Below are 25370 nucleotides of genomic sequence, written 5' to 3'. Positions count from 1 at the left end.
GTGGTCGAGGACTCGGTGTTGATGTCGTCGATGACGTGATAGCCGGCGTCAACCGCGCCGTACCAGCCGTCCGGCTCGGCCGAGGCGGCACCGGCGGCGAACAGGCCTGCGACTGCGACGCTTGCGAGAAGTTTCAGTTTCATATGGTCCTCATGACTTTTTATTGCTGGGCCGGTTTCTACACCCGACACTCACGGGGCCGAACGGCAGACTGTTCTACTGGTTCCGCCAATACGCTATCAATGTGACGACTGTGGCGCCATTCCAACACATATGAAGCGGTTGACGGCGGAAATTGGTTCGTCGCTTCCGCCTATCAACATTCACCCAGACAAGGCCAAGGCATGACTATCCGATTTGATGGCAAGGTTGCGATTGTGACAGGGGCGGGCGGCGGTCTCGGACGTTCCCACGCGCTCGCACTGGCAGCACGGGGCGCAAAGGTCGTCGTAAACGATCTGGGCGTGGCCCGTGATGGCGAGGGCGCTTCCGAAACCCCGGCGCAGGCCGTGGTCGCCGAGATCCTTGCGGCTGGCGGCGAGGCCATCGCCAATGGTGCCTCCGTCACCGATGCGGCTGCTGTCCAGGCCATGGTCGACGAGGTTCTTGCGAAATGGGGACGGATCGACATCCTGGTGAACAATGCCGGGGTCCTGCGCGACAAGTCCTTTGCCAAGATGTCGCTCGAGGATTTCCGCTTCGTGGTCGACGTTCACCTGATGGGTGCGGTCAACTGCACCAAGGCGGTCTGGGAGACGATGCGGACCCAGAACTATGGGCGGATCGTGATGACGACCTCTTCGTCCGGCCTTTACGGCAATTTCGGCCAGGCCAACTATGGGGCAGCCAAGATGGCGCTCGTGGGCCTGATGCAGACCCTGGCCATCGAGGGCGGCAAGAACGACATCCGCGTCAACTGCCTCGCGCCGACGGCCCACACCCGCATGACCGAGGATCTGGGGGCGGCCCTGCCGCTGGAGCTGCTGGATCCGGAACGGGTCACGCCGGGTCTGCTGTATCTGGTCTGCGACGACGCGCCGAGCCGCTGCATTCTGGCGGCCGGCGCCGGCGGGTTCGAACGCGCCTATGTCACCCTGACCCAGGGAATTCATGCAGCCGGAGACGATGCGGCCGAACAGGTTGCAGCAGGCTTTGATGCCATTTCCGATCGGACTGGCGAGATCGTCCCGGAAATGGGGGCTGCCCAGGGAATGATTGAACTGACCAAGGCGAGCGCGACGCAAGGCCGGTCCTGATCCGCATGGAGGCTTGCCTTGCCGTTGCGGCAGGTGCGTAAGTTCCCTGTGACAGGCGCGAACCGGACACAGCATCGGACGCGCCTGCACAGGAAACCGGGCCTCTTGTACGCGATCACCTCGCGGGTGGCGGCCCCTCATGAAGGACTGCCCGGATGCGTGAAGCCGTCATCGTCTCAACTGCCCGTACACCGATTGGGCGCGCCTATCGCGGCGCCTTCAACGATACGGCCGCACCGTCGCTCGGGGGCCACGCCGTGCGCCACGCCGTGGCACGGGCGGGCGTCGATCCGGCCGAGATCGAGGACGTGATCATGGGGGCGGCCCTCCAGCAGGGCTCGACCGGCACGAACGTCGCCCGCCAGATCGCCCTTGCGGCGGGATTGCCGGCATCCGTTCCGGGCATGAGCCTGGACCGCCAGTGCGCCTCCGGGCTGATGGGCATTGCGACCGCAGCGAAACAGGTGATCTTCGACCAGCAGAAGATGGCGGTCGGCGGCGGGCTGGAGAGCATTTCCCTGGTCCAGAACCAGCACATGAACCTGTACCGGATGAAGGACGAGGCACTGCTGGCGCTGTCGCCCCACATCTACATGTCCATGCTCGAAACTGCCGAGATCGTGTCGAAGCGATACGGCGTCTCCCGGGATCGCCAGGACGAGTATGCCCTGCAGTCCCAGCAACGGACGGCCCAGGCCCAGGCCGAGGGCCGGCTCGATGCCGAGATCGTGCCCATGACCACCCACACGCTGGTGGTCGACAAGGCTACGGGCCAGGCGTCATCGAAGGAGGTCACCCTGTCGAAGGACGAAGGCAATCGTCCGGAAACCACCCTGGAAGGTCTGCAATCGCTCAAGCCTGTGTTTGGCGGGGGCGAGGTGATTCAGCAGGGCGAGTTCATTACGGCCGGCAATGCCTCCCAGCTATCGGACGGGGCCTCGGCAGCCGTGATCATGGAGGCCGGCGAGGCTGTGAAGCGAAACCTTGTCCCGCTGGGTGCCTATCGCGGCATGGCGGTCGCGGGATGCGAGCCGGATGAAATGGGAATCGGTCCGGTCTATGCGGTGCCCAAACTGCTCAAGCGCCACGGACTGACCATGGATGACATCGGCATCTGGGAACTGAACGAGGCGTTCGCGGCTCAGGTTCTGTATTGTGCCGATACCCTCGGCATCCCGATGGATCGCCTGAACGTGTCCGGCGGAGCCATTTCGATCGGTCACCCCTACGGCATGTCCGGTGCACGCATGACCGGCCACGTTCTGATCGAAGGCAAGCGTCGCGGCGCGCGTTATGGCGTGGTCACGATGTGCATCGGCGGAGGCATGGGCGCGGCCGGTCTGTTCGAAATCTACTGAGGCCGGGACGGCCTCCTGTCCGGATCGAGGAGAGGAGGCCGTCGGGCCAGATCAGTCTGCGAGAAACTCGAGCAGGGCCGCATTCACCTGCTCCGCATGGGTCCACAGGATGCCGTGGGGTCCGCCTGCGATCCGGACAAGTTCCGCCCCGTCGATCAGGTCCGGCATTCGACCGCCCGACGCCTCGATCGGCACGATCTGATCCTCGGTTCCGTGAATGATCAGGGTTGGCACGTCGATCGCGGCAACATCCTCTCGGAAATCCTCGAGCCAGGCCCCGACACAATCCAGCGTGCCCTTTGGCGAGGCCTGGACGGCGACAGCCCAGTTGGCATCAACAACCGCCTGGCTGATCCGCGAACCGCCAAGGGCGTCGAAGTTGTAGAAGGACTGGAGAAAGCCTTTCAGGAAGTCCGGACGGTCGTTCTGGATGGCCGTCTCGATGCCGGTGAAGACCGAGCGATCGACGCCCTCCGGGTTGTCGTCGGTCTTGAGCAGGAACGGCGCGATCGCAGAGATGAACACCAGCTTCGAAATCCGGTCGGTTCCCTGATTTCCCACATAGCGGGCCAGTTCACCGCCACCCATGGAGAAGCCGACAAGGGCGACATCCGACAGATCGAGTTCGGTCACCAGAATATCGAGGTCGGACGCCAGCGTGTCGTAGTCATATCCCGTCGACGGCTTGTCGGACTGTCCGAAGCCACGACGGTCGTAGCGGATCACGCGATAGCCCGCTTCCAGCAGCGCCGAGGTCTGTTTTTCCCATGACGCACTGCTCAGAGGCCAGCCGTGCACGAGAATGACCGGTCTGCCGTCGCCATGATCCTCGAAGTAGAGATCGATGGGCGACGCATTCTCTTCGTCGACGTTGATCAGTCCCATGGTCGGCTCCTGTGGGTGGGAAGGGCGGCGGCTGCCCGATGCCCGACATAACCAGCCTGCACCTTTCGGGTTGCGGCATCGTGTCGGGACCGAGACGGTTTTGTCATCAACTGTTGATTTCAGTTGATTGGATCGCTCTGGTCACTCATATTTTCAGAATGGTCGCCTTCGCCCTCGCGGGAAGATGATCCGCAGCAGTCGCTTCTTGGGAGGGCTCAGATATGACCAACCGTACTGTGTTGTTCGACAGTCCCTTTTTGCTTGGTTTCGATCAAACGCGTGCCCTGATCGATCGGGCAACCAAGGCGGCTGCCGAAGGTTATCCGCCCTACAACGTGGAGCAGATCGGCGATGATGCCGTTCGCATCACGCTGGCTGTGGCGGGATTCACGCCTGAAGACCTGGCCATCACGCTTGAGGGGCGGCAGCTGACGATCCAGGGCAAGCGCGAGGATGGCGCGAGAGGGGAACAGTCCTTTCTGCACCGCGGGATCGCTGCCCGGGGGTTTGTCAGAAGCTTCGTCCTCGCGGACGGGCTTGAGGTCGAAGGCGCCCGCCTGGAGCACGGACTGCTCCATGTGAACCTGAGCCGTCCCGAACCGGTGCGTACCGTTCGGCAGATTCCCATCGCTTTTGGCTGAAACGTCGCAGGGTCGAACCGTCCGTCCGTTCGGGCGTTACCGGATCAACAAGGAGTCCAACTGCCCATGACCCCAATACTGATGACCAAGGAAGACTTTGCCGGTCTGGGTGCCCCGGACCTGGTGTACGTGCGTGAGATCACGGCTTCGGACGTGCTTGATGATGTCCTGACCCCTGAAGCCAAGGCGCTGGAAATCGACCCGGACCAGATCCTGTATGCTGTTCACAGCGCAGACGGGGAGCGTCTGGCCGTCATGATGGATCGCAAGACGGCCTTTGCCGCTGCCGTGGCGCATGAACTCGCACCCGTCTCGGTGCACTAGACTTTTTGAGGATCAGGCTGCGGTCGCGGCGGGGCTCTGCTGGACAAACAGCGCGCTGATTGCATCGATCGTGTTGGCCTGTCGCAACCGCTGACGGAAATCCGGGGACCTCATCGTCCGCGAAACGGCGGCCAGGGCTCTGAGATGCTCCGCCCCATCGGTTGGCGGAGCGAACAGCCCGAACATCAGATCGACGGGCCGATCATCCACGGCGTCATAGGGTACCGGCGACTCAAGCTTGACGAAGACCGCCTTGACGCGATCGAGCCCGGCAAGTCGGGCGTGCGGAACAGCCACACCGGAACCAAGCCCCGTCGAACCGAGGGCTTCACGCTCCAGCAGGGCGTCGAAGATGGTGGTTTCGCTCAATCCGAACAGCTCTGACGCCGCCTCAGCGACGATATGCAGTGCCTGACGTTTGGAGGAGGCTCCCTGACGCATCAGGATAGCGTCGCCGATCAAAAGATCACCGATGTGCATGAGTAGCGGTTCCAGACTCTCGCAACTGATCCCATCGGGAGCGGGCGGCCTTTAGACCGTCCCGCTCCCTTGCGATAGCCCCTGAACAAAAGGTTCATGACCCATCACACGAACGTGTGCGTCAGGCGTGAGCGCCGTTGCTCTGGGCGGGAGTCCGGCTGTTAAGGCTTTGCGTGCGTTCTGGATCGATCCAGCCGACATTCCCGTCCGGGCGACGATAAACGACCGCCAGGCCACCATGAGCGGCATTTCGGAACAGGAGTACCGGATAACCGGTCATGTCGAGTTCCAGCACCGCCCGTCCGACCGTGATGGTCCGGATTTCCGCCTGGGTTTCGGCAATGACCATCCCGACTGGCGGCGCTTCGTCAGCCGCGCTGGTGTCGCCGAAATCGTCGTCCTCGATCGTGTCAGGATCCCGGAGCACTATGCTGCGGGCCACGTCGCGGGCGGCATTTTCGGTTTTCTCGGGCGACAGGCCCTTGGGCCCGATATGGTGATCCTTGAGCCGACGCTTGTAGCGACGGACCCGCTTCTCGAGCTTGTCGAGACTTTCTGTGAAGGCTGAGTGGGCATCGCCCCCCAGCCCGGTGGTCACAAGGGTCTGGCCGGATGCAAGGCGGACCCAACAGTCCACCTTGAAACCATAGCCATCCTTGGACACGACGACCTCGGCGTTTTCACCGCCGCGTTCGAAGTATTTTCCGACGCCCTCTTGGAGTTCCAGGGAGATGCGCGAGCCTAACGCTTCGCCGACATCCACGTGCTTGCCGCTGACTTGGACTTGCATAGGGATAGAACGCGACTCCTTGCGTCCGGTGTCAACAAGGAACGCCGTTTTCCAGTCACGCTTGCGTGTTCGACGGGCCCCGTCAGGCGAATTTGAGCTGGCGGCGGCGTTGGACCGACGACGGAATCCTGAGGGCTTCCCGATACTTGGCGACGGTCCGGCGGGCGATGTCGATGCCGGCTTCCTTGAGAATCTCGACGATCCGATCGTCCGAAAGGACATCCCCGTCTGCGGCCTCGTGGTCGATCATGGACTTGATCCGGTGTCGGACGGCTTCCGCGGAATGGGCCGCGCCGTCTCCGGTGGCATTGATCGAGGCAGTGAAGAAGAATTTCAGCTCGAAGACGCCTCGCGGGGTGGAGACGTATTTGTTCGACGTGACCCGGCTGACCGTCGATTCGTGCATTCCGATCGCCTCAGCCACCGTCTTCAGGTTCAGGGGCCGCAGGAACTCGACGCCGAACGCCAGGAAGGCGTCCTGCTGGCGCACGATCTCGGAGCCCACCTTGAGGATGGTCTTGGCGCGCTGATCCAGTGACTTGACCAGCCAGTTGGCCTGAGCCGCGCAATCGGCCACGAAGGCCTTCTCGGTTTCTGTGCGCGCACCGGCCTGGACCACGCCGTGATACCGCTTGTCGACCAGAAGCCGGGGCAGGGTGTCCGAGTTCAGCTCGACCCGCCATCCCCCGGCCGGGTCCGGCCGGACGTGGACGTCGGGGATCACAGTCTGCGCGGTCTCGGCCCCGAAGCCTGCGCCGGGGCGGGGCGTGAGGCCCTTCAGCTCGGCGATCATCTCGGCCATGTCCTCGGCATCGACGCCGCAGCGGGCGCGCAGGGCCGACAGGTCTCGTCTGGCGAGCAGTTCAAGATTGTCCACCAGGCAGGCCATCGCCGGATCGAACCGATTGCGTTCGATCAGCTGCAGCTTCAGGCATTCGGGAACGGAACGGGCCATGACTCCCGTTGGCTCGAAGCCCTGGCAGACGGCCAGGACGGCCTCGACCCGTGTCAGGTCGCAGCCCAGCCGGTCCGCGATCTCGGCCAGTTCGCCACGCAGGTAGCCGCCGTCATCCACACCGTCGATCAGCGACAGGGCGATGGCGTGATCGACCGGCGAGAACCCCGCCGAGGAGGCCTGGGCCTGAAGATGTTCCGACAGGGTGAGCATCTGGCGCTCCGGACGCTCGCCGCCGTCACCGTCGTCAAAGCTGCCACCCTTGCCGGCCGCGGACCAGTCGGTCAGACCCGGCTGGCCGGCGTCGTCACCGAGGCGATCCGATGTCCGCTCGCCGGGGGTCGCATCGCCGTAGACGTCGTCCTCACGGGCATCGACGGTGGAACTGCGATCAGAGGTTTCGATCTCCGAAAAGCTCAGCTCTGCCGCGTCAGTGGTTGTCGAGACAGGGGTGGCGTCTTCGGCATTCCGATGGTCGACAGGCCCATCGCTCTCGTCGCGCTGAAGCAGGGGGTTCTTTTCAAGCTCGGCCTCGACGAACTCGTCCAGTTCCTGGTTCGACAACTGCAGCAGCTTGATCGCCTGCTGGAGCTGGGGCGTGATGACCAGCCCCTGACCCTGCCGAACTTCAAGCCTCTGACCAATCACCGCTTGAACCCCTGTCGCCGAAAGCCGTGGTGGCCCGGAACTTGCTGTCAGAATGGCGAGCATCCGTTAACGCGCCACCAACGCGTCGGTCGATCAACGCGACTTCAGGCTTAACTGTATCGCTTAGAGCGCTGTTCAGGCCGATGCCCCAGCGTGGTGCGATCAGCCATTGAGCCATCCGACCATGCTGCTGCTCCGACCGTTGATCCACTATGCCGACTTCGAGAGCCGGTCGCGGCGCGCCGAGTACCTACAGTTCATGGCGGCCCAGTCTCTGGTTGCGGGCATGCTGGGTGTTCTGGGGGTGCGGTTGATCGCATCCGCCGGGGCGTCCATTGGCGTGGCCCTGCCGATTCTGCTCGGCTTTGTTCTCCTGGCCGCTGCGGCCCTGCTGATCCCCAACCTGGCCATCCAGGTTCGCCGCCTTCATGACGTGAACCGGTCCGCGCGCTGGATGGGGCTCATGCTGCCGGGCATACTGGCACCGATCGTCCTGCTCGGTTCAGCCATCAGGCTTGTGGAGCAGGTGACGAGCAGCATGCCCGCCGACGCGGTGATTGCGGCTCAGATGGGTAGTCTGGGAACATTCGGCGTAATCTGGGGCCTCGGGATCACCTGCAACGTCATTCTGTTCGTGATGCTGCTGATGCCGGGAACCAAGGGATCAAACCGTTTCGGACCTGATCCACTGGATGAGGCGGTTCAGGGCAGTGAGGCATCAAGCGTGTTCGACGACGCCAGGCTGGAAGCGCTTTTCGCCGAGGCCCTCCGCAACGGCCCTTCGCCTGAGCCGGCAGCGCGCCCGGCCAGCCCGTTCTTGCCTGTCGCGAGCCAGAAGACCCGGGCTCCGACACCGCGAGAATGGCCGGTTACCGCGACGCCGCAGAACATCCTTCCCGCTCGCGCCTTCGGCCGCCGGGGCGGCTGATCAGCCGTAAAGGTCGCCGAGATAGACCCGGCGGACCTCGGGGTCATGAATGACCTCATCGGCTGTCCCCTCGAACAGGACCTCGCCGCCCGACAGGATCGAGGCCCGATCAATGATGCTCAGCGTCTCTCGCACATTGTGGTCCGTGATCAGGACGCCAATGCCCTCGCTCGCCAGATAACGGATCACGTTCCGGATGTCGGAAATGGCCAGGGGGTCGATCCCGGCAAAGGGTTCGTCGAGCAGCATGAAACTGGGCCGGCCCGCCAGCGACCGGGCGATCTCGACCCGGCGACGTTCTCCGCCCGAAAGGCCCTGAGCCGGTGCGTGGCGCAGATGGTCGATGTTCAGTTCACCGAGCAGCCGGGTCGTTTCCGCGTCGATCGCCTTGCCGGTTTCGCGCAGTTCGACCACGGCCTTGACGTTCTGCTCGACCGTCATGCCGCGAAAGATCGAGGCCTCCTGGGCCAGATACCCCAGCCCCATCCGGGCCCGCTGATACATCGGCTGAGCGGTGATTTCCTCGCCATCCAGCCAGATCGAGCCGCTGTCTGCCGGGATCAGGCCCGTGATCATGTAGAAGCAGGTCGTCTTGCCAGCCCCATTGGGTCCCAGCAGCCCGGCGACCTCGCCTCGCTGGACCGTCAGGGAAACGTCGCGGACGACCTGTCGCTGGCCGAAGCTGCGGGCGATATTGCGAACCCGCAATCCTCTCTCAGGCACGACCGGCTGTTCCGGCTGACCTTCAGCGGTCTCCGGTTCGTCACGGTTGAGGGCGGAAAGTTCCTTGCGGGCCACGGGCGGGTTCCAACGAGCCGGAACGGCTCAGTTGCCGCCTTCCGGGTAGAAGACGCCCTGGACCCGGCCAGTGCCACCGCCGCCCTCGATGCGGGCGGTTTCCGTGCGCGTGTTGTAGACGACGCGGTTCCCGGTCAGGACGTTGCGGCCCTGGGTCAGGACCACGTCGCCCGTGACGACGATCTCGTCATTGCCGGGTGTGTAGACGGCGCGTTCCCCGCGCATGCTCTGGTCCGGGGTAACGAAATAGACGTCGCCGGACGCCTCGATCCGGCTGACGCCGCTATCGCCCCGGGTGGCCTCGATCGCGTTGGCGCGAATCCGGTTGCCGCCCTGCACGATCTCGGCCCGCCCGCGCAGGGACACGGTTGTGGGGGTCAGGTTTCCGTCGTCCGCCGAATAGGCAAAGCCCTGGGAGGCCGTCGGCGCACTCTGCGGCAAGGCGGGGCTTGCCATGGTCAGCAGGGCGGCTGTGGTCAGCAGGGCTGGAGCGAGGGTCGTTCTGGTCATGTCATTCACCGGAAGACGGGGCATTGATCGTGCCACGTATCTTGTTTTCACCCGAGCCGCTGAACGTCACCCGTTCGCCCTGTTCAGCGATCACATAGGATGAAGCGGAGATGGTTCCAAGCGGACCCGTGCCCGAGATGCCCTTGTTGCCGGTCACGATCCCGGTCCGGGTGTCCACGACAGCCTCCGGCGTCACGAGGTCGAATCCGGACTCGCCTTCGGAAATCTTCACATTGGGGCCGATGGTGACCGTCCGGCCGGCCTCGTTGTAGGTCCCCGCATCGGCCGTGATCTGGGTCACCCTGCGGCCGCCAAGGTTCAGCCTCAGCGTCGGACCGTTCAGGGTAAAATAGCCGGTTGTCGGGTCACGCACGGCCCCCTGGGCCCCGATGACGAAGGAGCGGCCCTCGGCGTCCTGTCCGTGGAACATGGGCTTCTCCAGCGCCACGGCGCGGCTCTGGCTGGCCTCGCGTTCCACGCCCGACATCACGGTGCGGAAGACGGTCCAGGTCAGGGCACCACCTGCCAGCAGCAGGATCAGGATCGGCAGCAGGCGACGGTACAGCTTTACCCGCCGCGAGCGGGCGCGCCAGCGATCGGCGGCGAGGGCCAGCCGGGCCTCGTCCTCGCGCTTGCGATCCTCTCGGGCGTCGGTCTCTGTCATCAGCTGTGGGCGAAGATGTCCATCTCGTCCCACCCCTCCAGATCGAGCCTTGAGCGCATGGGCAGGAAGTCGAAACAGGCCTGTGCCAGGGCCATACGCCCCTCGCGGACCAGCATGGCGTCCAGCCGTTCCTTGATGACGTGCAGGTGCAGGACGTCCGAAGCGGCATAGTCCAGCTGGGCCTGGCTGAGCTCGGTCGCGCCCCAGTCCGAGGACTGCTGGGCCTTGGACAGGTCGATGCCGGCCAGTTCGCGGGCGACGTCCTTCAGGCCGTGCCGGTCGGTATAGGTCCGGGCCAGTTTGGAGGCGATCTTGGTGCAGTAGACCGGCCCGGTCTCGACCCCGAGGTGCAGCTCCAGCATCCCGATGTCGAACCGGCCGAAGTGGAAGATCTTGAGCACGCCGCGATCGGCCATCAGGGCCTTGAGGTTGGGGCAGTCGTAATCGGGCCGGTTCAGCCGCACGATATGGGCGTTACCGTCGCCACTGGACAACTGGACAACGCAGAGGGGATCGCGGCGGAAGCGCAGGCCCATGGTCTCGGAATCGACCGCCACGGAGGCTCCGAAATCGAGCCCGTCGGGCAGGTCGCCTTCATGCAGATAAACAGTCATGAGCCTTCTTCGAACCAAACGTGGACGGCCTCAAGTAGCGTCTCACCCTGCGAGACGCGATAGGCCAAGAAAAAGGCCCCGCGTCTCGCGACACGGGGCCTTTGAATATTGGTGCCCAGGAGAGGACTCGAACCTCCACGACATTTCTATCACTGGCACCTGAAGCCAGCGCGTCTACCAATTCCGCCACCTGGGCCCGAGCGTCGCGCCGCGAGGCGTTTTCGTCCGGAAGGCGCGGACCTTTAGGGAAACCGGAGCAGGCGGTCAACACCGGTTTTTGCCAATCGCATCCACTGCGGCCCTGACCCGCGTTGCGACCCGCCACGGCATCGTCTATCCCGCGCCGACAACGCTTTCGCTGGAGTGAACAATGGCCGACGCAGGTCCGGGTCTGGTTACCGTCTTCGGAGGCTCCGGCTTCGTCGGCTCGCAGGCCGTCCGCGCCCTGGCGAAACGCGGCTGGCGCGTCCGGGTCGCCGTGCGCAGCCCCAACTCTGCCTATGAGCTGCGTCCGCTGGGAGATCCCGGCCAGATCCAGCTCGTTCGTTGCGATGTCACCAATGTGTCCGAGGTTTCGGCCGCCCTGAAGGGGGCCGATGCCGCCGTGAACCTGGTCGGCATCCTGTATGAGACGCCCAAAGGCACGTTCGAGAAAATGCACGTCGATGCGGCGCGCGTGATCGCCGAAGCCTGCGTGATGCAGTCGGTCGGCCGTCTGGTGCAGGTTTCGGCCATTGGCGCCGACGTGAACTCCAAAGGCTTGTATGGCTGGTCCAAGGGCCAGGCCGAGGTCGTCATGCGCGACATCAAGCCGGACACCGTCGTCCTGCGGCCCTCGATCGTGTTCGGGGCCGGTGACGGGTTCCTGAACCGGTTTGCGTCCATGGCGACCATGGCACCGGCCCTGCCGCTGGTCGGCGGGGGCGGGACAAAGTTCCAGCCCGTCTATGTCGGCGACGTGGCCGAGGCGATTGCCCGGGCCGTGGTGACCGACGCGGCGGCTGGAAGGACCTATGAACTGGGCGGCCCCGCCGTCTGGTCCTTCCGCGAGATCCTCGAATACATCCTGCGCGAAACAGGCCGGGCCCGGATGCTCGCACCCCTGCCATTCCCGATCGCCCGCATCGTAGGGTCACTGGCCCAGATGACGGCGCTGGTGGGAATCGCCCCGGTCCTGACGAAGGATCAGGTCGCCATGCTGGAGACCGACAATGTGGTCGATGCCGGCGCGCTGACGCTGAAGGATCTCGGGATCGAGGCGACGGGCCTCGAGGCCATCGCGCCGTCCTATCTGTGGCGCTACCGCAAGGGCGGCCAGTTCGCCGAAGGCCCCGCCTCGGCCTGACGCCAGCCGCGCGGTGTGCAGGCACCGCGCGTCCCAACCCTGAAATGGAAAAGGCCGCTTCCGGTGAGGAAGCGGCCTTTATGGTGGAGCTTAGCGGAGTCGAACCGCTGACCTCTTGCATGCCATGCAAGCGCTCTACCAGCTGAGCTAAAGCCCCAATCCTCAAGGCCTTGGCCTTGCGGTTGGTGTTGCCGGGGAGGTGTGAAATGCCCCTCGGCAAGGCGGCGGAACCTATGTCAGGGTCATTTGAGGATCAACCCGGTTTCGCACTTTATTTTCGCATCTTTTCGGGCGGTGATTTCACCGCCCGAAAAGCGCGTGACCGGATCAAATCAATCGTCGTCCTGGTTGGGTTTGACAACGTCGTCAGCGAAGGCGTCGTCATCCTCGTCCTCGATGAAGGGCACGGAATCGTCGTCATCGTCGTCGTCGGCGAGGACATCATCGTCGCCGTCGGTGGTGCCCATGCCCGATTCCTCGCTGGGATCGGCCACGACATCATCTTCGTCGTCCGGCGTCAGGATCGGCTCGTGGCCTTCCTGATCGATTTCGGGCGTGGAGGCGGTATCGTCCTCCTCGTCCTCATCGGCGTCGGCCTTCTTGTCGACGACCTGATCTTCGGCGTCGTCGGATGCATAACCGCCGGGACGACCGCGACGGCTGCGCAGTTTGATCGCCTCTTCGGGGTCGAACTCGGTATCGCATTTGGGGCAGTGGGCAGGACGGCGTGTCAGGTCGTAGAATTTCGCCTGGCAGTTCGGGCAGACCTGCTTGGAGCCCAGTTGGGGATCGGCCAAGGTTTGGAAGCCTTTGAAGGGTGGGATTTCGGGGGCGTCCCTTGCCACCCCCACGGCCCGCTGTCAAAAGCCATCTGCAGCGTCCCGGGTCGACCCTGATCCTTTTCGCCTCCCGACAATCCGAATCCAGAGGCATGCGACGTGGCCCAACCTACCCACCTGACGGCCCGAAGTGGCCGGGTCCTGCAGGGAACGGTCCATGCCCCGGGGGACAAGTCGATGTCGCACCGGGCTTTCATTCTGGGGGCGATGGCGCACGGCATCACCGAGATCGAGGGACTGCTTGAAGGCGACGACGTCCTGGCCACCGGCCGCGCCGTCGAGGCCTTCGGAGCGCTCACCGAGCGGCTCGGACCGGGCCGCTGGCGCGTGACGGGGCAGGGCGGCTTTCAGTCTCCCGAGGGGATCATCGATTGCGGCAACGCCGGCACCGGGGTCAGGCTGCTGATGGGGGCCGCCGCCGGCTACGGGATTTCAGCGACCTTTGATGGTGATGCCTCCCTGCGCAAGCGTCCCATGGGGCGGGTGACGGATCATCTCGAACGGATGGGAGCCCGGTTTGACTGGAGCGGTGACCGTGGCCTGTTGCCCGCTATCCTGACCGGCGGAGACCTCGCTGCGATCGACCACGTCCAGACCGTAGCCTCGGCCCAGGTAAAGTCGGCGATCCTCCTGGCCGGGCTGAATGCGACCGGCACCACGACCGTGGAAGAGCCGGAGAAGAGCCGGGACCACACCGAGCGGATGCTGAGGGCCTTCGGTGCGGAGGTCCAGGTGGTGGACAGCGGCGAGGGCTGGATCATCCGGCTGGTGGGCGGGCAGCCCCTGACGGGGACGGCGGTCAGTGTTCCGGGTGATCCCTCGTCGGCGGCCTTTCCGCTGGCGGCCGGTCTGATCGTGCCGGGCTCGGAGGTCACGGTGGAGGGCGTGATGCTGAACCCGCTGCGCACCGGGCTGTTCGACACCTGGATCGAGATGGGCGCTGACCTGACGATCGCGAACCGGCGTCAGAGCGGGGGTGAGGACGTCGGCGACATCACCGCCCGGCACTCGAAGCTGCGCGGCATCGTGGTCCCGGAAACCCGGGCCGCCTCGATGATCGACGAATATCCGATCCTCGCTGCGACGGCAGCCTTTGCAGAGGGTGTGACTGTCATGCGCGGCATCGGCGAGATGCGGGTCAAGGAGAGCGACCGCATCGCCCTGATGGTCGCCGGGCTGCGAGCCTGTGGCGTCGCGGTGGAAGAGGAGCCGGACGGTTTTCTGGTGACCGGAGGCACTGTGCCGGGCGGGGCGACCGTCCGTACGGCTCACGACCACCGTATCGCCATGAGCCACCTGGTCCTGGGTCTGGCGGCGGAACGGGCTGTCACGGTCGATGAGCCCGGGATGATCGCCACCAGCTTTCCCGGCTTCGTCGAGATGATGCGCGGTCTCGGTGCCCACGTCGCCGAGGGGGTCTGATGCGACGCCTGATCGCTTCCGGATCCAGCTTCGAGGCCGAGATTGGCTATTCGCGCGCTGTCCGTGACGGCGACTGGGTGTTCGTTTCGGGCACCACGGGCTTCGACTACGCCGACATGACGATATCGGACGACGTGGCCGAACAGACGACCCAGACCCTGAAGAACATCGAGGCGGCTCTGATCGAAGCCGGGGCTCGCTTTTCCGACGTCGTGCGTGTGCGCTACATCCTGCCCGATGCGGCCGACTTTCCGGCCTGCTGGCCAGCGCTGAAGGTCGCGTTCGGGGATGTTCGCCCGGCCGCAACGATGATCCAGGCCGGACTGGCGGATCCCCGGATGAAGATCGAAATCGAGGTGACGGCGCGAGTTGTGCCCGGCTGGTGACGAGACTCTGACATATATGTCACTGGATTTTGCTGCGGTGCCGTGCTCGGAAAGCCAGGTTATGTCCCCCGCTCTTGTAATCGCCGTTGATGGACCCGCTGCATCGGGCAAGGGCACGATCGCCGCCCGATTGGCCACGACCTATGGTCTGCCCTTCCTCGACACCGGCCTCCTTTACCGTGCGGTCGGGCTGGAGGTTCTGGCCACCGGAGGAGACCTGGCGGACGAGGCTGCGGCCGATCGTGCGGCACGCGCACTGGATGCCGACCGGTTATCGCAGGACGCGCGCCTGACGACCGGCGAGGCGGGAGAGGCCGCCAGCCGGGTGGCGGGCTATCCCGGCGTGCGGGCCGCCCTGCTGGATCTGCAACAGGCCTTTGCCCGACAGCCGGGTGGAGCGGTCCTCGACGGACGCGACATCGGCACGGTGATCGCCCCCGATGCGATGGCCAAGCTGTTCGTGACCGCGACGCCCGAGACCCGCGCCCGACGGCGCTGGCGGCAGCTTCGGGATCGCGGCGATGACATCAGTTTCGAGGCGATGCTGGCCGATATCCTGAAACGCGACGAGCGCGATGCGGGCCGCGGATCGGCTCCCATGATCCAGGCCAGCGACGCGGTCTTGCTGGATACGACCGATATGGATATAGAGCAGGCCTTCGATGCGGCCCGCCGTATCGTCGAGGCGGCGCGTGCCCGGCATACCCTCTAGGGCTTGCGGACAAATCCAACGCTCCCATCCTCGGCTTCCGCGGGCGTCCTGGGGTCAACTGACCGCTCGTATCCCGACGACCTGACTTCCCATCTTTTCCTCCACCTCGCGCGGGGCCGTCCGGTCACGCGCCAAAACCCATTCGGAAACACCAGAGCTTCATGACAGATACCCTCAACCCCACGCGCGACGATTTCTCGGCCCTGCTCGACGAGCAGCTCCAGGGTCGTGACCTCGGCGAAGGCCAGGTCGTCCACGGTCGCGTCGTCGGCATCGAAAAAGACATCATCATCATCGACGTCGGTCTGAAGACCGAAGGCCGTATCCCGGCCCGCGAGTTCGGCATCGGCGAAGGCTCGGTGATCCCCAAGGTCGGCGACGACGTTGAGGTCTACCTCGAGCGCGTCGAGAACGCCCTGGGTGAAGCCGTCATCAGCCGCGACAAGGCCCGTCGCGAAGAAGCCTGGACCCGTCTGGAAGTCGTCTTCGCAGAAGGCGTGCCGGTCAACGGTGCTATCATCGGTCGCGTCAAGGGTGGCTTCACCGTCGACCTCGGCGGCGCATCGGCCTTCCTGCCCGGCTCGCAGGTCGACATCCGCCCCGTGCGCGACGTCGGCCCGCTGATGGGCAAGGAGCAGCCGTTCCAGATCCTCAAGATGGACCGCCCGCGCGGCAACATCGTCGTCTCGCGTCGTGCGATCCTCGAAGAAGCCCGTGCCGAACAGCGCACCGAGCTGGTGGGTCAGCTGCAAGAGGGTGAAATCCGCGACGGCGTCGTCAAGAACATCACCGACTACGGCGCGTTCGTGGACCTCGGCGGCATCGACGGCCTGCTGCACGTCACCGACATGTCGTGGAAGCGCGTCTCGCACCCCTCGCAGGTGCTCGCCGTCGGCGACACCGTCCAGGTGCAGGTCGTCAAGATCAACCCGGACACCCAGCGCATCAGCCTCGGCATGAAGCAGCTGCAGTCCGATCCGTGGGATGGCGTCGAAGCCAAATATCCCCCCGGTGCCAAATACACGGGCCGCATCACCAACATCACCGACTACGGCGCATTCGTTGAGCTGGAAGCCGGTGTTGAAGGCCTGGTGCACGTCTCGGAAATGTCCTGGACCAAGAAGAACGTCCATCCGGGCAAGATCGTCTCCACCTCGCAGGAAGTGGACGTGGTCGTCCTGGACGTCGACAGCTCCAAGCGCCGCATCTCGCTGGGCCTGAAGCAGGCCCAGGACAATCCGTGGGATGCGTTCGTTGCAGCCAACCCGATCGGCTCGACCGTCGAGGGCGAAGTCAAGAACGCCACCGAGTTCGGCCTGTTCATCGGTCTGGACAACGACATCGACGGCATGGTGCACCTGTCCGACCTGGACTGGAGCGTCTCCGGCGAGGAAGCCATCCAGCGCTATCGCAAGGGCGAGATGGTCAAGGCCAAGGTGCTGGACGTTGACGTCGAGAAGGAACGCGTCTCGCTCGGCATCAAGCAGCTGGGCGGCGATCCGGTCGGCGACGGCGACACCTACAAGAAGGGCCAGACGGTCACCCTGACCGTCACGTCCATCGAGTCGGGTGGCATCGAGGTCAAGTTCGGCGAAGACGATGCGCCGGTCACCAGCTTCGTGCGCAAGTCGGACATCAGCCGCGACCGCAACGAGCAGCGCCCCGAGCGCTATGCCGTGGGCGACCGCGTCGACGCCCAGATCACGGGCATCGACAAGGCCACGCGCCGCGTCTCCGTCTCGATCAAGGCCCTCGAAATGGCCGACGAGAAGGAAGCCATCGATCAGTTCGGGTCCTCGGACTCGGGCGCATCGCTGGGCGACATCCTGGGTGCAGCCCTGCGCGAGAAGGCCAAACAGGACTGATAATCCCGTTGGCCGATGGCCCGTCGTGTTCTGACACGACGCGCTGACAGAACTGCAGGAGGGCGGCTGGAGGGATCCAGCCGCCCTTTTCTCTGTCTGGAAACAAACTCCGGAAACGTACGGTTTCCGACAATTTGGCCAGATTCACGCTAAGCGGGGCTTTTGCCAATGGTCGCCGCAGGTTAGGCTGCCCTTCGTGGTTCTCCGGGCCACAGCCGAATGGTGTCTGGTCGGGCAGTCACCAGATCGACAGGAGGGCTGCCCTTGATCAAGTCTGAGCTGATTGAAAAGCTGGCGTCAGAGAACACCCATCTGACCCACGCTGAGGTCGAGCGCGTGGTCAATGTCGTCCTGGGCCGGATGACCGATGCCATGGCCGAAGGTGGCCGCGTGGAATTGCGTGGCTTCGGTGCGTTTTCGGTGCGCTCGCGTCCTGCCCGTGCCGGCCGCAATCCTCGCACGGGTGAAAGTGTCGATGTTCCCGCCAAGTCGGTCCCGTTCTTCAAGAGCGGCAAGGAGCTTCGCGAGCGGCTGAACGCTTCAGGCGACGCCTGAGATTTTGTCGGTGGCGGACGCCAGCCCAGTCGAGGCCAATTTCGCCGACCCCACCTTCCTCGAGCTCGTCGACCTGCATCTATCCGCCATGCGTGAGCATTCTCCACCGGACAGCGTCCATGCCCTGGGCGCGTCTGGCCTGGCGGAAGACGGAACGTCGGCTTTCGTGATCCTGCAGGACGGGCGTGCGGTGTCGATGGGGGCGCTGCGGCAAGTTGATGAGGGCACCTTCGAAATCAAGTCGATGCGCACTCATCCCCACCATCTGGGGCAGGGACATGGTCGTTCGATGCTGGAGCATCTGATCGCCCGGGCTGCCGCGCTGTCCGCGCGCAGGGTGTCCCTGGAGACAGGATCGGGCCTGGCCTTCGAACCGGCGCTGGCACTGTATCGATCCCGTGGATTTGTGCCCGGCCCGGCCTTCGGCAACTATGAGGCCACGGCCTTCAATCAGTTTCTTCACCTCGACCTAACGCCAGACACGGAGTTCCCCGCATGAGCCTGATCACTGAATTCAAGGAGTTTGCCGCGCGCGGCAATGTCGTGGACCTCGCCGTGGGCGTGATCATCGGGGCGGCCTTTGGAAAGATCGTCACCAGCCTGGTGGAACAGGTCATCATGCCGCCGATCGGTCTTATTCTCGGGCGGGTCGATTTTGCGAACCTGAAATGGGTTCTGGCTCCAGAGAATCCTGCCACCGAGGCGATCGAGGAAGTCGCCATTCAGTATGGGGCTTTCATCAATACCCTGATCCAGTTCCTGATCGTTGCCTTCGTCGTCTTCCTGCTGGTGAAGGCGATCAACAAGCTTCGCAGGGCCGATGCCGAAACGCCGGCAGCACCGCCTGCGCCGACCGCGTCCGAAGCGCTGCTGATGGAAATCCGGGATTCCCTGCAGGCACGCCCACCGGTCTGACCGGCCTCCGTCAGATGGACGCCTTCTCCTTGGCGAACGCCGGGCTGACGCGAGGACGAAGCAAACCCTGGATTTCGGGTACGGGGCGAAGACAGATGGCGTAGTCGCCATCGAAAGGCGTCGGCGACCAAAGGTCTGCCATGGTCGGGTCATTGAATCTGACGTGCGCGTGACCCCAGCCGCCCTCTCGCCGTGCGCGGCCGGCCAGTGGCCCCAGAAGCGTCAGCATGCGGGGCGAGACCATCTGCATCCGGACCTTCGCAGCGCCCATCTGTCGAGCATTTTCAATCAGGGTCGCAATCAGTTCAGGAATTGCGGCCCCGGCTTCGGACAAAGCAGTCGCGTCGATGACATCGAGAAGGGGCGGTTCGATGCTGCTGCCCTTGCTCATCTGCGCCATGGCATAGCCCGTGATCCGGTCCCCCGTGACCCTGGCGAGCACGATCGGCCTGAGCGTCTGGTCCGGGTCGGCCATCCGCCAGCGCATGATCTCCGGACTGCGATCCGCCAGAACCTGTCCCTCCGACTTCAGTGCCGTCCAGAAACGGGCATAGGGCGAGCCGTCACCAAAGTCTGTCAGCCTCAGGATTTGGACCGGAAGCTTCAGGGGGCTGGCCATGTGGAGGCGTGGTCCCATGAACCATTCCGCCCGATAGTTGATCCGGTCCGGCACCCGCATGACCATCTCGCGCAGCAGCCGTCCTCCCACGATGGCGACGGGATCGACGATCCATGACAGCTTCAAGGCGTGCGTCGCGTCGGGCCAGGGTTTCAGGCCGAACAAGCGATAAAGCGGCGAAGAGCGACGATTGGCATTGAAGGTATAGTGCGCGGCCAGGCCCGGCTGTCGTGCATGCGCACGAAACAGCGCCCGACTCGCACCCAGGACGTCGGGGCGGACGATCGTCGAAAAGCCGGTCGAGGCATGCATCAGCCGGTCGCCATTCCAGAAGCGCTGGACGAAATTCCCCAGAAACGCGGCGACCTCGCCATCAGGGTCCTCGACCACCCAGCCGCAAGGCGCATCCAGATCGGCCCTGGCCGGATTGGTTTCCAGCCAGCGCCAGCCCGCCGCGGACCGTTCCGGCCACCAGACGTCCCGATGAAGACGATTGACCCCTGCATGATCAGACGTGCGAACGGGTCGGATGATCATGGTGGGGGTTGGCTTTCCCGATCTGGCACGGTGGCCGGCGATTGGTCGATCCCGGTGCATTCACTGCGCCACAACCGTGCAAGCGAGAATACGTGTGGGCATCCGTGAGGAGGCGCTTTGCGCGTGTCGTCGGCGTTTTGGGTCGCGGCAGGGGGTTTCGTGACGGGATGTGGGTCCGAGGCTGTCACGGAACAGCCTTAACACTTGTCCGGGTTCGCGCGCCGTGCTGGTTATGCGCCCTTCACGCGCCGAACAGGGCGCGGCTATTGGGAGTGAGCCGTTGAGCTTGACGGATGGGGCAGGTGCCACGATTGGCGCACCTCGCAAGACGTTTCTGGGACACCCGCGGGGGCTGGTGGTCCTGTTCTTCACCGAGATGTGGGAGCGGTTCTCCTTCTACGGCATGAGGGCAATGCTGACGATCTATCTGATCCAGCATTTCCTGTTCGGTCCGGTCGAGGCGCAGGGCATCTACGCCGCCTATGGTGCGCTGGTGTATCTGCTGCCGGTGGTCGGCGGCCTGATCGCCGACAAATACCTGGGATCACGAAAGGCCGTCATCATCGGCGCGGTCCTGCTGGTTGCCGGACACTTCACGATGGCGTTCGAGGGATCGGGTGGACGTGAGTTCATCACGGTCGGCGGGACCGAGTATGCGATCGAGGTCGATGGTCGCAATACGGACCGGCAACTGTATGCCGTGACCGATTCCGGCCGCGTGCCGATCTCGGTCACGCCTGAAGGTGTAACGGTCGTTGACGCTGCCGATACTGCCGCCGGATCCGGCGCGCTGGCCGCAACCGCTGCCGGCTTTCCTGCCCAGACGGCGGCCGATGGCTACACGACCCGTACGGTCCGCGATCCGTCCGGCGAGATGACCCTGTTCCTGGCGCTGTCCCTGATCATCGTGGGCGTCGGGTTCCTGAAGGCCAATATCTCGACCGTGGTGGGTCAGCTTTACGAAGAGAACGATCCACGCCGTGATGGCGGGTTCACCCTGTTCTACGTCGGCATCAATCTGGGGTCCGTCCTTGCGACCGGGCTCTGCTCCTACCTCGGCTACACCTACGGCTGGGCCTATGGCTTCGGCCTGGCGGGCTTCGGCATGCTGCTGGGTCTCGCAACCTTCCTGCTGGGCCAGTCCTGGCTCGAGGGCCGGGGTGGTCCGCCGCATCCCGAAAAACTGGCTGGCACCAAGGTGCTTGGCATTCCACTGGAAGCCACCTTCTGGATCCTGGGTCTGATTGCGGTCTTCCCGGTCTGGCTGCTGATGCAGCGTCACGAGATCATCTCGACCAGCCTGCCATGGCTCGCCGGGATCATCTTCGCTGCGGTGGTCGGCTACACCGTGACTCAGCTGAAGGGGGCCGAGCGCAACCGCATGCTGGTGGCCCAGGTGCTGATCTTCTTCTCGGTGCTGTTCTGGGCCTTGTTCGAACAGGCGGGTTCGTCCCTGACCCTGTTCGCGGACCAGTCCACGGACATGCCGGGCTGGTTCAATGCCGGCTATACCCAGATGTTCAACCCCGGCATCATCGTGATCTTCGGACCGATCTTTGCCGCCCTCTGGGTCTGGCTGGCCAAGCGCAAGATGGAGCCGTCCACGCCGGTCAAATTCTCGTTTGGCCTGGTGTTTGTGGGTATCGGCTTCCTGGTGCTGGCCTGGGCGTCGGCAACACAGGCCGGGGCCGATTTCCGGGTGCCGCTGTTCTTCCTGTTCCTGACCTATTTCTTCCACACCCTGGGAGAGCTGTGTCTGTCGCCGGTCGGGCTGTCGATGATCACCAAGCTGTCGGTCGATCGTCTGGTCGGGATGATGATGGGGGTCTGGTTCCTGTCCAGCTCGGTGGCACACATCGCCGCCGGGGTCATCGCCCAGGCGACGGCAACGGATACCGTGGCCGGCGTCGTGACCAATCCGCAGCTGGCGCTGGATACCTATGGGTCGATCTTCGGCACCATCGGGTGGACCGGCGTGGGTGTAGGTATCGTGTTGCTGGTGCTTTCGCCGCTGCTCAAGAAGGGTATGGCCGGCGTTCGCTGACGTTCGACCCAGCCTGAAACGAAAGGCCCGGTGGAGCGATCCACCGGGCCTTTTTTCTTGAATGATCGCTGCGCAGTCGGCCCGAGCTAGAAGGTCTTGCGCACCCGGATCTGATAGAAGGTGCGGGGGTCGATCGTGCGGCGCTCGATGAAGGCCACCGGACGGGTCGTACGGTCCGCATAGACCACCCGCTCGGTCTCGAAGTCGTCCCAGACATTCATCTGGGCGCGGATGGCGAGGGTGCTGGTCGGCTTGTACTCGATTGCCCCCTCGAAATAGTCGCGCCCGCGGAAGCTGCTGGTCTGATCGGGGTCGTAGGAGGTTTCGGACAATCTGGGCAGATAGGCCAGCTCCCACTGCAGCTTCCACGAAGTGATATCCTGGCTCACGATGAAGGCCGGCTGGGAAGCGCGTACGCCCGAGATCGGGCGGGTTTCGCCCGTTGTTGGATCCGTGACTTCAGTATGATCCCAGGTATTCCGCAGCTGAATCTTGCCACCGGTGAACCCGACCTTGTCCATCGGCAGGACGATGTTGACGTCCAGCCGGTCCAGGGTGCCGTTGCCGATATTCCCCACGGCTGAGAGGCCTCCGTCCAGCGGCAGGCGATCGATGACGTCGATGATCTCGTCGTGGCGATACCCAACGGAGACGATGCCTTCACCGAGGAACCGACGCTCATAGGTGAGTTCTGCGATCCAGCGCTGTTCCGGCTCCAGATCGACATTGCCGCCGAACACCGTGTCGTCTTCCAGATCGGAGGAGGCCGCGAAATCGCCGAAGTCCAGCTGGCCCAGTTCACGTTCGAAGCGGAAGCGGACCTGATTGTTGGGCATGGGCGTCCAGGTCGCCTGCAGCCGCGGCTTTGCGAAGAAGAAGCTCTTTTCCTGATCGGCGTCGCCGGACTGGGTGATGGTCGAGCCCTCAAGCCGTATCCCGCCTTCCACGGTCAGGTTCGGACGAAGCCGCCATGTGCCCTTGACGAAAGCCTCGCCCCGCGTCTCCTCGACCGTGATGGAGGCGGAGGGCAGGGGCACCGACACCCCGTCGATGCTGAAGCTCTGGTCGACCTCCAGCATGTTGTAGGCCACCTCGCCGCCGGCCTCCAGCGTGATGGCCGGCGACTTCTCGAACCGGACCAGACTGCGCAGGATGGTTTCGGAGCTGTTGCCGAAGGCTTCGAACTGCTGGTCCGGACTGACATTGGCGCCGACCCGGCCGCGCGAGGTGGATACGGAGTCAAAGTCGCTGAACTCATGGATGAAGCGGGTTTCGGAGCTGAACCGCGTCCCCATCGGACGGGTGAAGACCGCACCAAACTCGCCGCTGCTGCCATCCTCTGCATAGAGGCTTTCACGCAAGGTGGTGGGATTGGTGAGCCGGTCGACCTGCTCATAGTCGTTAAGACCGTACCGGGCAGTCAGATCGATCTTTCCACCCGCTAGGGGCGTGGCAAAATTCCCCCGGATGGCCTGGCCGCCCCCGCGACTGTTGTTGAAGTAGGACTCATCGCGCAAGACGCGGCCAGTTCCATCCGCGCGGATACTCCGGCCCACACCTGCCGAGTCATTGATTGCGACCCCGTCTGACAGGGTGAAGCCCCAGGTCCGGTCGCCTTGTTTGGCCGTGAAGCGGTAGGAGCCGTTGTACTGTTCGGGGGCGCCGGCGAAGATGAAGGCCGTCCCCTCGACGATCGATTCGCTGCTGGACTGGCTCCGGGTGATGACGTTCACCACGACCGCGAAGCCCTGCATGTCGATCCCGGGGGCTCCCCCGCGGATGAGTTCGATACGATCGACATTCGCCGCGACCGTCCGGCTCAGGACCGCCGAGCCGGTATCATTCTTGGAGGCGGGTCGCGCACCGTTGATCAGGACATTGCCCACCGAGCCCTCGAACCCGCGGCTGCCTTCACCATCGCTGACGCTGAACCCCGGGACCCGATTGACCATGTCCAGGGCCGAGTTCGGCCGTTGATCGGCAAAGAAGTCCGGCGTGAAGACCAGGACGCCCTGCAGGCCCTCCTCGGCGACGGGCGCTGGGGGGGCAGTCGGGGATGGGGCGACCTGGGCGAGGGCCGGGCTGGCGAACAGAATGGCGCTCGTGGCCAGCAGGAGTGTCTTGGTCATCATCTGGGGTTCCCCTCGTTGTGTGACCGAAGCTTTGCCGACGACAGATTGCGATTGACAGTTACAAGCCTGTCAGGTGGATTAAATCCTGTACAGAAGACTGAATATGATCATTGCAGTTCTGTAATCATGCAGGTGAAAATATGGCGAGCAAGTCCACGATGATCAGTCTTGCTGTATTGGGGGCTGTCGTGATGACAGTTCCCACTGCGGTTCGAGCCCAGGACGCTGACCCGCAGGTCGACACCGTGGACGAGATCGTGGTGGAAGCCCGACGCTCGGGCGCGCCTATCTGGGAGGTCACCCGTAACGGTGCGACCGTTTTGCTGGTTGGAGAAATCAACGGGGTTCCCGAGGCCACGCCATGGAGTGCTTCGGCGCTCGAGGCTGCGACCGCGAGGTCACAGCGAGTCATGTCCGGGATCGGCGTTCAGGGCTCCTTTCGGGACATCATGCGGTTGATGTGGCGGATGCGGACCTGGACCAGCCTGCCCGGGGAGACCACCTCGGCAGACTACCTAGCGCCGCAATGGCAGGCACGGCTGGATGCCATCGAAGATCGTGTGGGTGAGGACTACAGCCGCAAGAGTTTCCTGATCACAGCCGGCGATCTGCTGCGGGATGGAGCCGGTTATGGCCGCAACTCAGCCGATGACGCCGGTGATGTCGTGCGGCGGGCCGCGCGGAAGGCCAGGGTCCGGGTTCGATCCGTGGAAGCCGAGGCTCGGGGCGATCAACTGGTCGACGACCTGCTGACGGCCCCTCCGGAGAGCCGGCTGACCTGCATGCATGCAGCGATCGAGGCTGCAGAAGCGGGCCCGGATGCTGTCCTGGCGCGAGGCCGGGCCTGGACCCGGTTCGAGGTCACTGCGGTGATGGCGTCGCCCGTTCAGAAGGCGCTCGAGGTCTGCTGGCCGTGGGGTGACCCGAGGCTTGGGCCGCAACTCAAGACAGCCTGGACAGCGGCCATCGAGGAAGCCCTGACCGAGACCGGCGTGACCATGGCGGTCGCACCGCTGGGTCTGCTGGCGGAAGCCGGCGGGGTGCTTGATCGGCTGGAGGCCCAGGGAGCGGTGATCGAGGGGCCGGAGTGGAAGGCGCGCTGACCGTTATCAGCTTGTGAGGAGCGGGGCCCCGATGTCGGCTCCGGC

Annotated in this window: 26 protein-coding genes and 2 tRNA genes; 15 read left to right on the top strand and 13 right to left on the bottom strand. The window is 64.3% G+C overall.

Going from position 1 to position 25370, the window contains the following annotated elements; genetic code table 11:
* Positions 1–344 precede the first annotated feature (344 nt).
* Together GGR13_RS11340 and GGR13_RS11335 are read left to right on the top strand one after the other, a co-directional pair.
* Positions 345–1256, top strand: coding sequence for an SDR family NAD(P)-dependent oxidoreductase (locus GGR13_RS11340; RefSeq protein WP_183213622.1), 912 nt, complete (start codon positions 345–347; stop codon positions 1254–1256).
* 155 nt (positions 1257–1411) lie between these two features.
* Positions 1412–2614: an acetyl-CoA C-acyltransferase gene (locus tag GGR13_RS11335; RefSeq protein ID WP_183213621.1), complete on the top strand. Its 1203-nt coding sequence runs from the start codon at positions 1412–1414 to the stop codon at positions 2612–2614.
* A 51-nt stretch (positions 2615–2665) separates the two neighbouring features.
* On the opposite strand, the gene GGR13_RS11330 is transcribed toward GGR13_RS11335, so the two are convergent.
* Complete coding sequence (locus GGR13_RS11330) at positions 2666–3499, bottom strand: alpha/beta fold hydrolase (protein WP_183213620.1); 834 nt, start codon at positions 3497–3499, stop codon at positions 2666–2668.
* A 221-nt stretch (positions 3500–3720) separates the two neighbouring features.
* On the opposite strand from GGR13_RS11330, the gene GGR13_RS11325 reads away from it, so the two are divergent.
* Both GGR13_RS11325 and GGR13_RS11320 read left to right on the top strand, forming a co-directional pair.
* A complete protein-coding gene (locus tag GGR13_RS11325) occupies positions 3721–4140 on the top strand; it encodes an Hsp20 family protein (RefSeq protein ID WP_183213619.1) in 420 nt (139 codons plus the stop codon).
* 66 nt (positions 4141–4206) lie between these two features.
* Complete coding sequence (locus GGR13_RS11320; protein ID WP_183213618.1) at positions 4207–4464, top strand: DUF1150 family protein; 258 nt, start codon at positions 4207–4209, stop codon at positions 4462–4464.
* Positions 4465–4476: 12 nt separating this feature from the next.
* Here GGR13_RS11320 and GGR13_RS11315 read toward each other — a convergent pair whose 3' ends face one another.
* From GGR13_RS11315 to rpoN, 3 genes are all read right to left on the bottom strand, one after another.
* The gene (locus GGR13_RS11315) at positions 4477–4944 is read right to left on the bottom strand and encodes a PTS sugar transporter subunit IIA (RefSeq protein ID WP_183213617.1); all 468 of its coding nucleotides are present in this window, start codon (positions 4942–4944) and stop codon (positions 4477–4479) included.
* A gap of 121 nt (positions 4945–5065) precedes the next feature.
* Positions 5066–5734: a ribosome hibernation-promoting factor, HPF/YfiA family gene (gene hpf, locus GGR13_RS11310; RefSeq protein WP_183213616.1), complete on the bottom strand. Its 669-nt coding sequence runs from the start codon at positions 5732–5734 to the stop codon at positions 5066–5068.
* Between the two features lie 82 nt (positions 5735–5816).
* Positions 5817–7337 carry an RNA polymerase factor sigma-54 gene (rpoN, locus tag GGR13_RS11305; protein WP_183213615.1) on the bottom strand — a complete coding sequence of 507 codons (1521 nt, stop codon included), beginning with the start codon at positions 7335–7337 and terminating at the stop codon, positions 5817–5819.
* 184 nt (positions 7338–7521) lie between these two features.
* Here rpoN and GGR13_RS11300 point away from each other — a divergent pair, with 184 nt between their 5' ends.
* Complete coding sequence (locus GGR13_RS11300) at positions 7522–8265, top strand: DUF805 domain-containing protein (protein WP_183213614.1); 744 nt, start codon at positions 7522–7524, stop codon at positions 8263–8265.
* On the opposite strand, the gene lptB is transcribed toward GGR13_RS11300, so the two are convergent.
* The 5 genes from lptB to GGR13_RS11275 all read right to left on the bottom strand — a co-directional run bounded on the left by lptB (position 8266) and on the right by GGR13_RS11275 (position 11047).
* On the bottom strand, positions 8266–9063 hold the full coding sequence (lptB, locus tag GGR13_RS11295) for an LPS export ABC transporter ATP-binding protein (RefSeq protein WP_183213613.1): 798 nt from the start codon (positions 9061–9063) through the stop codon (positions 8266–8268).
* Between the two features lie 27 nt (positions 9064–9090).
* Positions 9091–9573, bottom strand: coding sequence for an LptA/OstA family protein (locus GGR13_RS11290; protein WP_183213612.1), 483 nt, complete (start codon positions 9571–9573; stop codon positions 9091–9093).
* Between the two features lies 1 nt (position 9574).
* Positions 9575–10237 carry an LPS export ABC transporter periplasmic protein LptC gene (gene lptC / locus GGR13_RS11285; protein ID WP_183213611.1) on the bottom strand — a complete coding sequence of 221 codons (663 nt, stop codon included), beginning with the start codon at positions 10235–10237 and terminating at the stop codon, positions 9575–9577.
* On the bottom strand, positions 10237–10851 hold the full coding sequence (locus GGR13_RS11280) for a ribonuclease D (protein WP_183213610.1): 615 nt from the start codon (positions 10849–10851) through the stop codon (positions 10237–10239). Before GGR13_RS11280 ends, lptC begins: the two co-directional genes overlap by 1 nt.
* A gap of 109 nt (positions 10852–10960) precedes the next feature.
* A tRNA-Leu gene (locus GGR13_RS11275) sits at positions 10961–11047 on the bottom strand.
* Positions 11048–11221: 174 nt separating this feature from the next.
* Here GGR13_RS11275 and GGR13_RS11270 point away from each other — a divergent pair.
* Positions 11222–12196, top strand: a complete 975-nt coding sequence (locus tag GGR13_RS11270) for a complex I NDUFA9 subunit family protein (protein ID WP_183213609.1) — start codon at positions 11222–11224, stop codon at positions 12194–12196.
* An 81-nt stretch (positions 12197–12277) separates the two neighbouring features.
* Here the strand turns inward: GGR13_RS11270 and GGR13_RS11265 are convergent.
* Both GGR13_RS11265 and GGR13_RS11260 read right to left on the bottom strand, forming a co-directional pair.
* Positions 12278–12353 (bottom strand) — tRNA-Ala (locus GGR13_RS11265).
* Between the two features lie 175 nt (positions 12354–12528).
* A complete protein-coding gene (locus GGR13_RS11260; protein WP_183213608.1) occupies positions 12529–12993 on the bottom strand; it encodes a TIGR02300 family protein in 465 nt (154 codons plus the stop codon).
* A gap of 141 nt (positions 12994–13134) precedes the next feature.
* On the opposite strand from GGR13_RS11260, the gene aroA reads away from it, so the two are divergent.
* The 7 genes from aroA to mscL all read left to right on the top strand — a co-directional run bounded on the left by aroA (position 13135) and on the right by mscL (position 18890).
* The gene (aroA, locus tag GGR13_RS11255; RefSeq protein WP_183213607.1) at positions 13135–14457 is read left to right on the top strand and encodes a 3-phosphoshikimate 1-carboxyvinyltransferase; all 1323 of its coding nucleotides are present in this window, start codon (positions 13135–13137) and stop codon (positions 14455–14457) included.
* The gene (locus tag GGR13_RS11250) at positions 14457–14843 is read left to right on the top strand and encodes a RidA family protein (protein WP_183213606.1); all 387 of its coding nucleotides are present in this window, start codon (positions 14457–14459) and stop codon (positions 14841–14843) included. The genes aroA and GGR13_RS11250 overlap by 1 nt, the downstream gene beginning before the upstream one ends.
* Positions 14844–14904: 61 nt before the next feature.
* Entirely contained in the window at positions 14905–15555 is a 651-nt protein-coding gene (cmk, locus tag GGR13_RS11245) for a (d)CMP kinase (RefSeq protein ID WP_183213605.1), read from the top strand.
* A gap of 161 nt (positions 15556–15716) precedes the next feature.
* Positions 15717–17420, top strand: a complete 1704-nt coding sequence (gene rpsA, locus GGR13_RS11240; protein WP_183213604.1) for a 30S ribosomal protein S1 — start codon at positions 15717–15719, stop codon at positions 17418–17420.
* 264 nt (positions 17421–17684) lie between these two features.
* A complete protein-coding gene (locus tag GGR13_RS11235) occupies positions 17685–17975 on the top strand; it encodes an integration host factor subunit beta (RefSeq protein WP_183213603.1) in 291 nt (96 codons plus the stop codon).
* A 10-nt stretch (positions 17976–17985) separates the two neighbouring features.
* Positions 17986–18474 (top strand): GNAT family N-acetyltransferase, encoded by a 489-nt coding sequence (locus GGR13_RS11230; RefSeq protein WP_343060364.1) that lies wholly within the window; start codon positions 17986–17988, stop codon positions 18472–18474.
* A complete protein-coding gene (gene mscL, locus GGR13_RS11225; protein WP_183213602.1) occupies positions 18471–18890 on the top strand; it encodes a large-conductance mechanosensitive channel protein MscL in 420 nt (139 codons plus the stop codon). Before GGR13_RS11230 ends, mscL begins: the two co-directional genes overlap by 4 nt.
* A 10-nt stretch (positions 18891–18900) precedes the next feature.
* Here the strand turns inward: mscL and GGR13_RS11220 are convergent, their stop codons facing one another.
* On the bottom strand, positions 18901–20046 hold the full coding sequence (locus GGR13_RS11220; RefSeq protein ID WP_183213601.1) for an N-acetyltransferase: 1146 nt from the start codon (positions 20044–20046) through the stop codon (positions 18901–18903).
* Positions 20047–20326: 280 nt separating this feature from the next.
* Here GGR13_RS11220 and GGR13_RS11215 point away from each other — a divergent pair, with 280 nt between their 5' ends.
* Positions 20327–22090 (top strand): peptide MFS transporter, encoded by a 1764-nt coding sequence (locus GGR13_RS11215; protein WP_183213600.1) that lies wholly within the window; start codon positions 20327–20329, stop codon positions 22088–22090.
* Between the two features lie 86 nt (positions 22091–22176).
* Here GGR13_RS11215 and GGR13_RS11210 read toward each other — a convergent pair whose 3' ends face one another.
* Positions 22177–24222, bottom strand: a complete 2046-nt coding sequence (locus GGR13_RS11210; protein ID WP_246347803.1) for a TonB-dependent receptor plug domain-containing protein — start codon at positions 24220–24222, stop codon at positions 22177–22179.
* A gap of 191 nt (positions 24223–24413) precedes the next feature.
* On the opposite strand from GGR13_RS11210, the gene GGR13_RS11205 reads away from it, so the two are divergent.
* Positions 24414–25325, top strand: a complete 912-nt coding sequence (locus tag GGR13_RS11205; protein WP_183213599.1) for a TraB/GumN family protein — start codon at positions 24414–24416, stop codon at positions 25323–25325.
* The last annotated feature ends 45 nt before the right edge of the window (positions 25326–25370 follow it).

Origin of the sequence: Brevundimonas variabilis, assembly GCF_014199945.1 — a bacterium.
Classification (GTDB): Bacteria; Pseudomonadota; Alphaproteobacteria; order Caulobacterales; family Caulobacteraceae; genus Brevundimonas; species Brevundimonas variabilis.
This window is presented reverse-complemented; position numbering and strand designations above follow the sequence as displayed.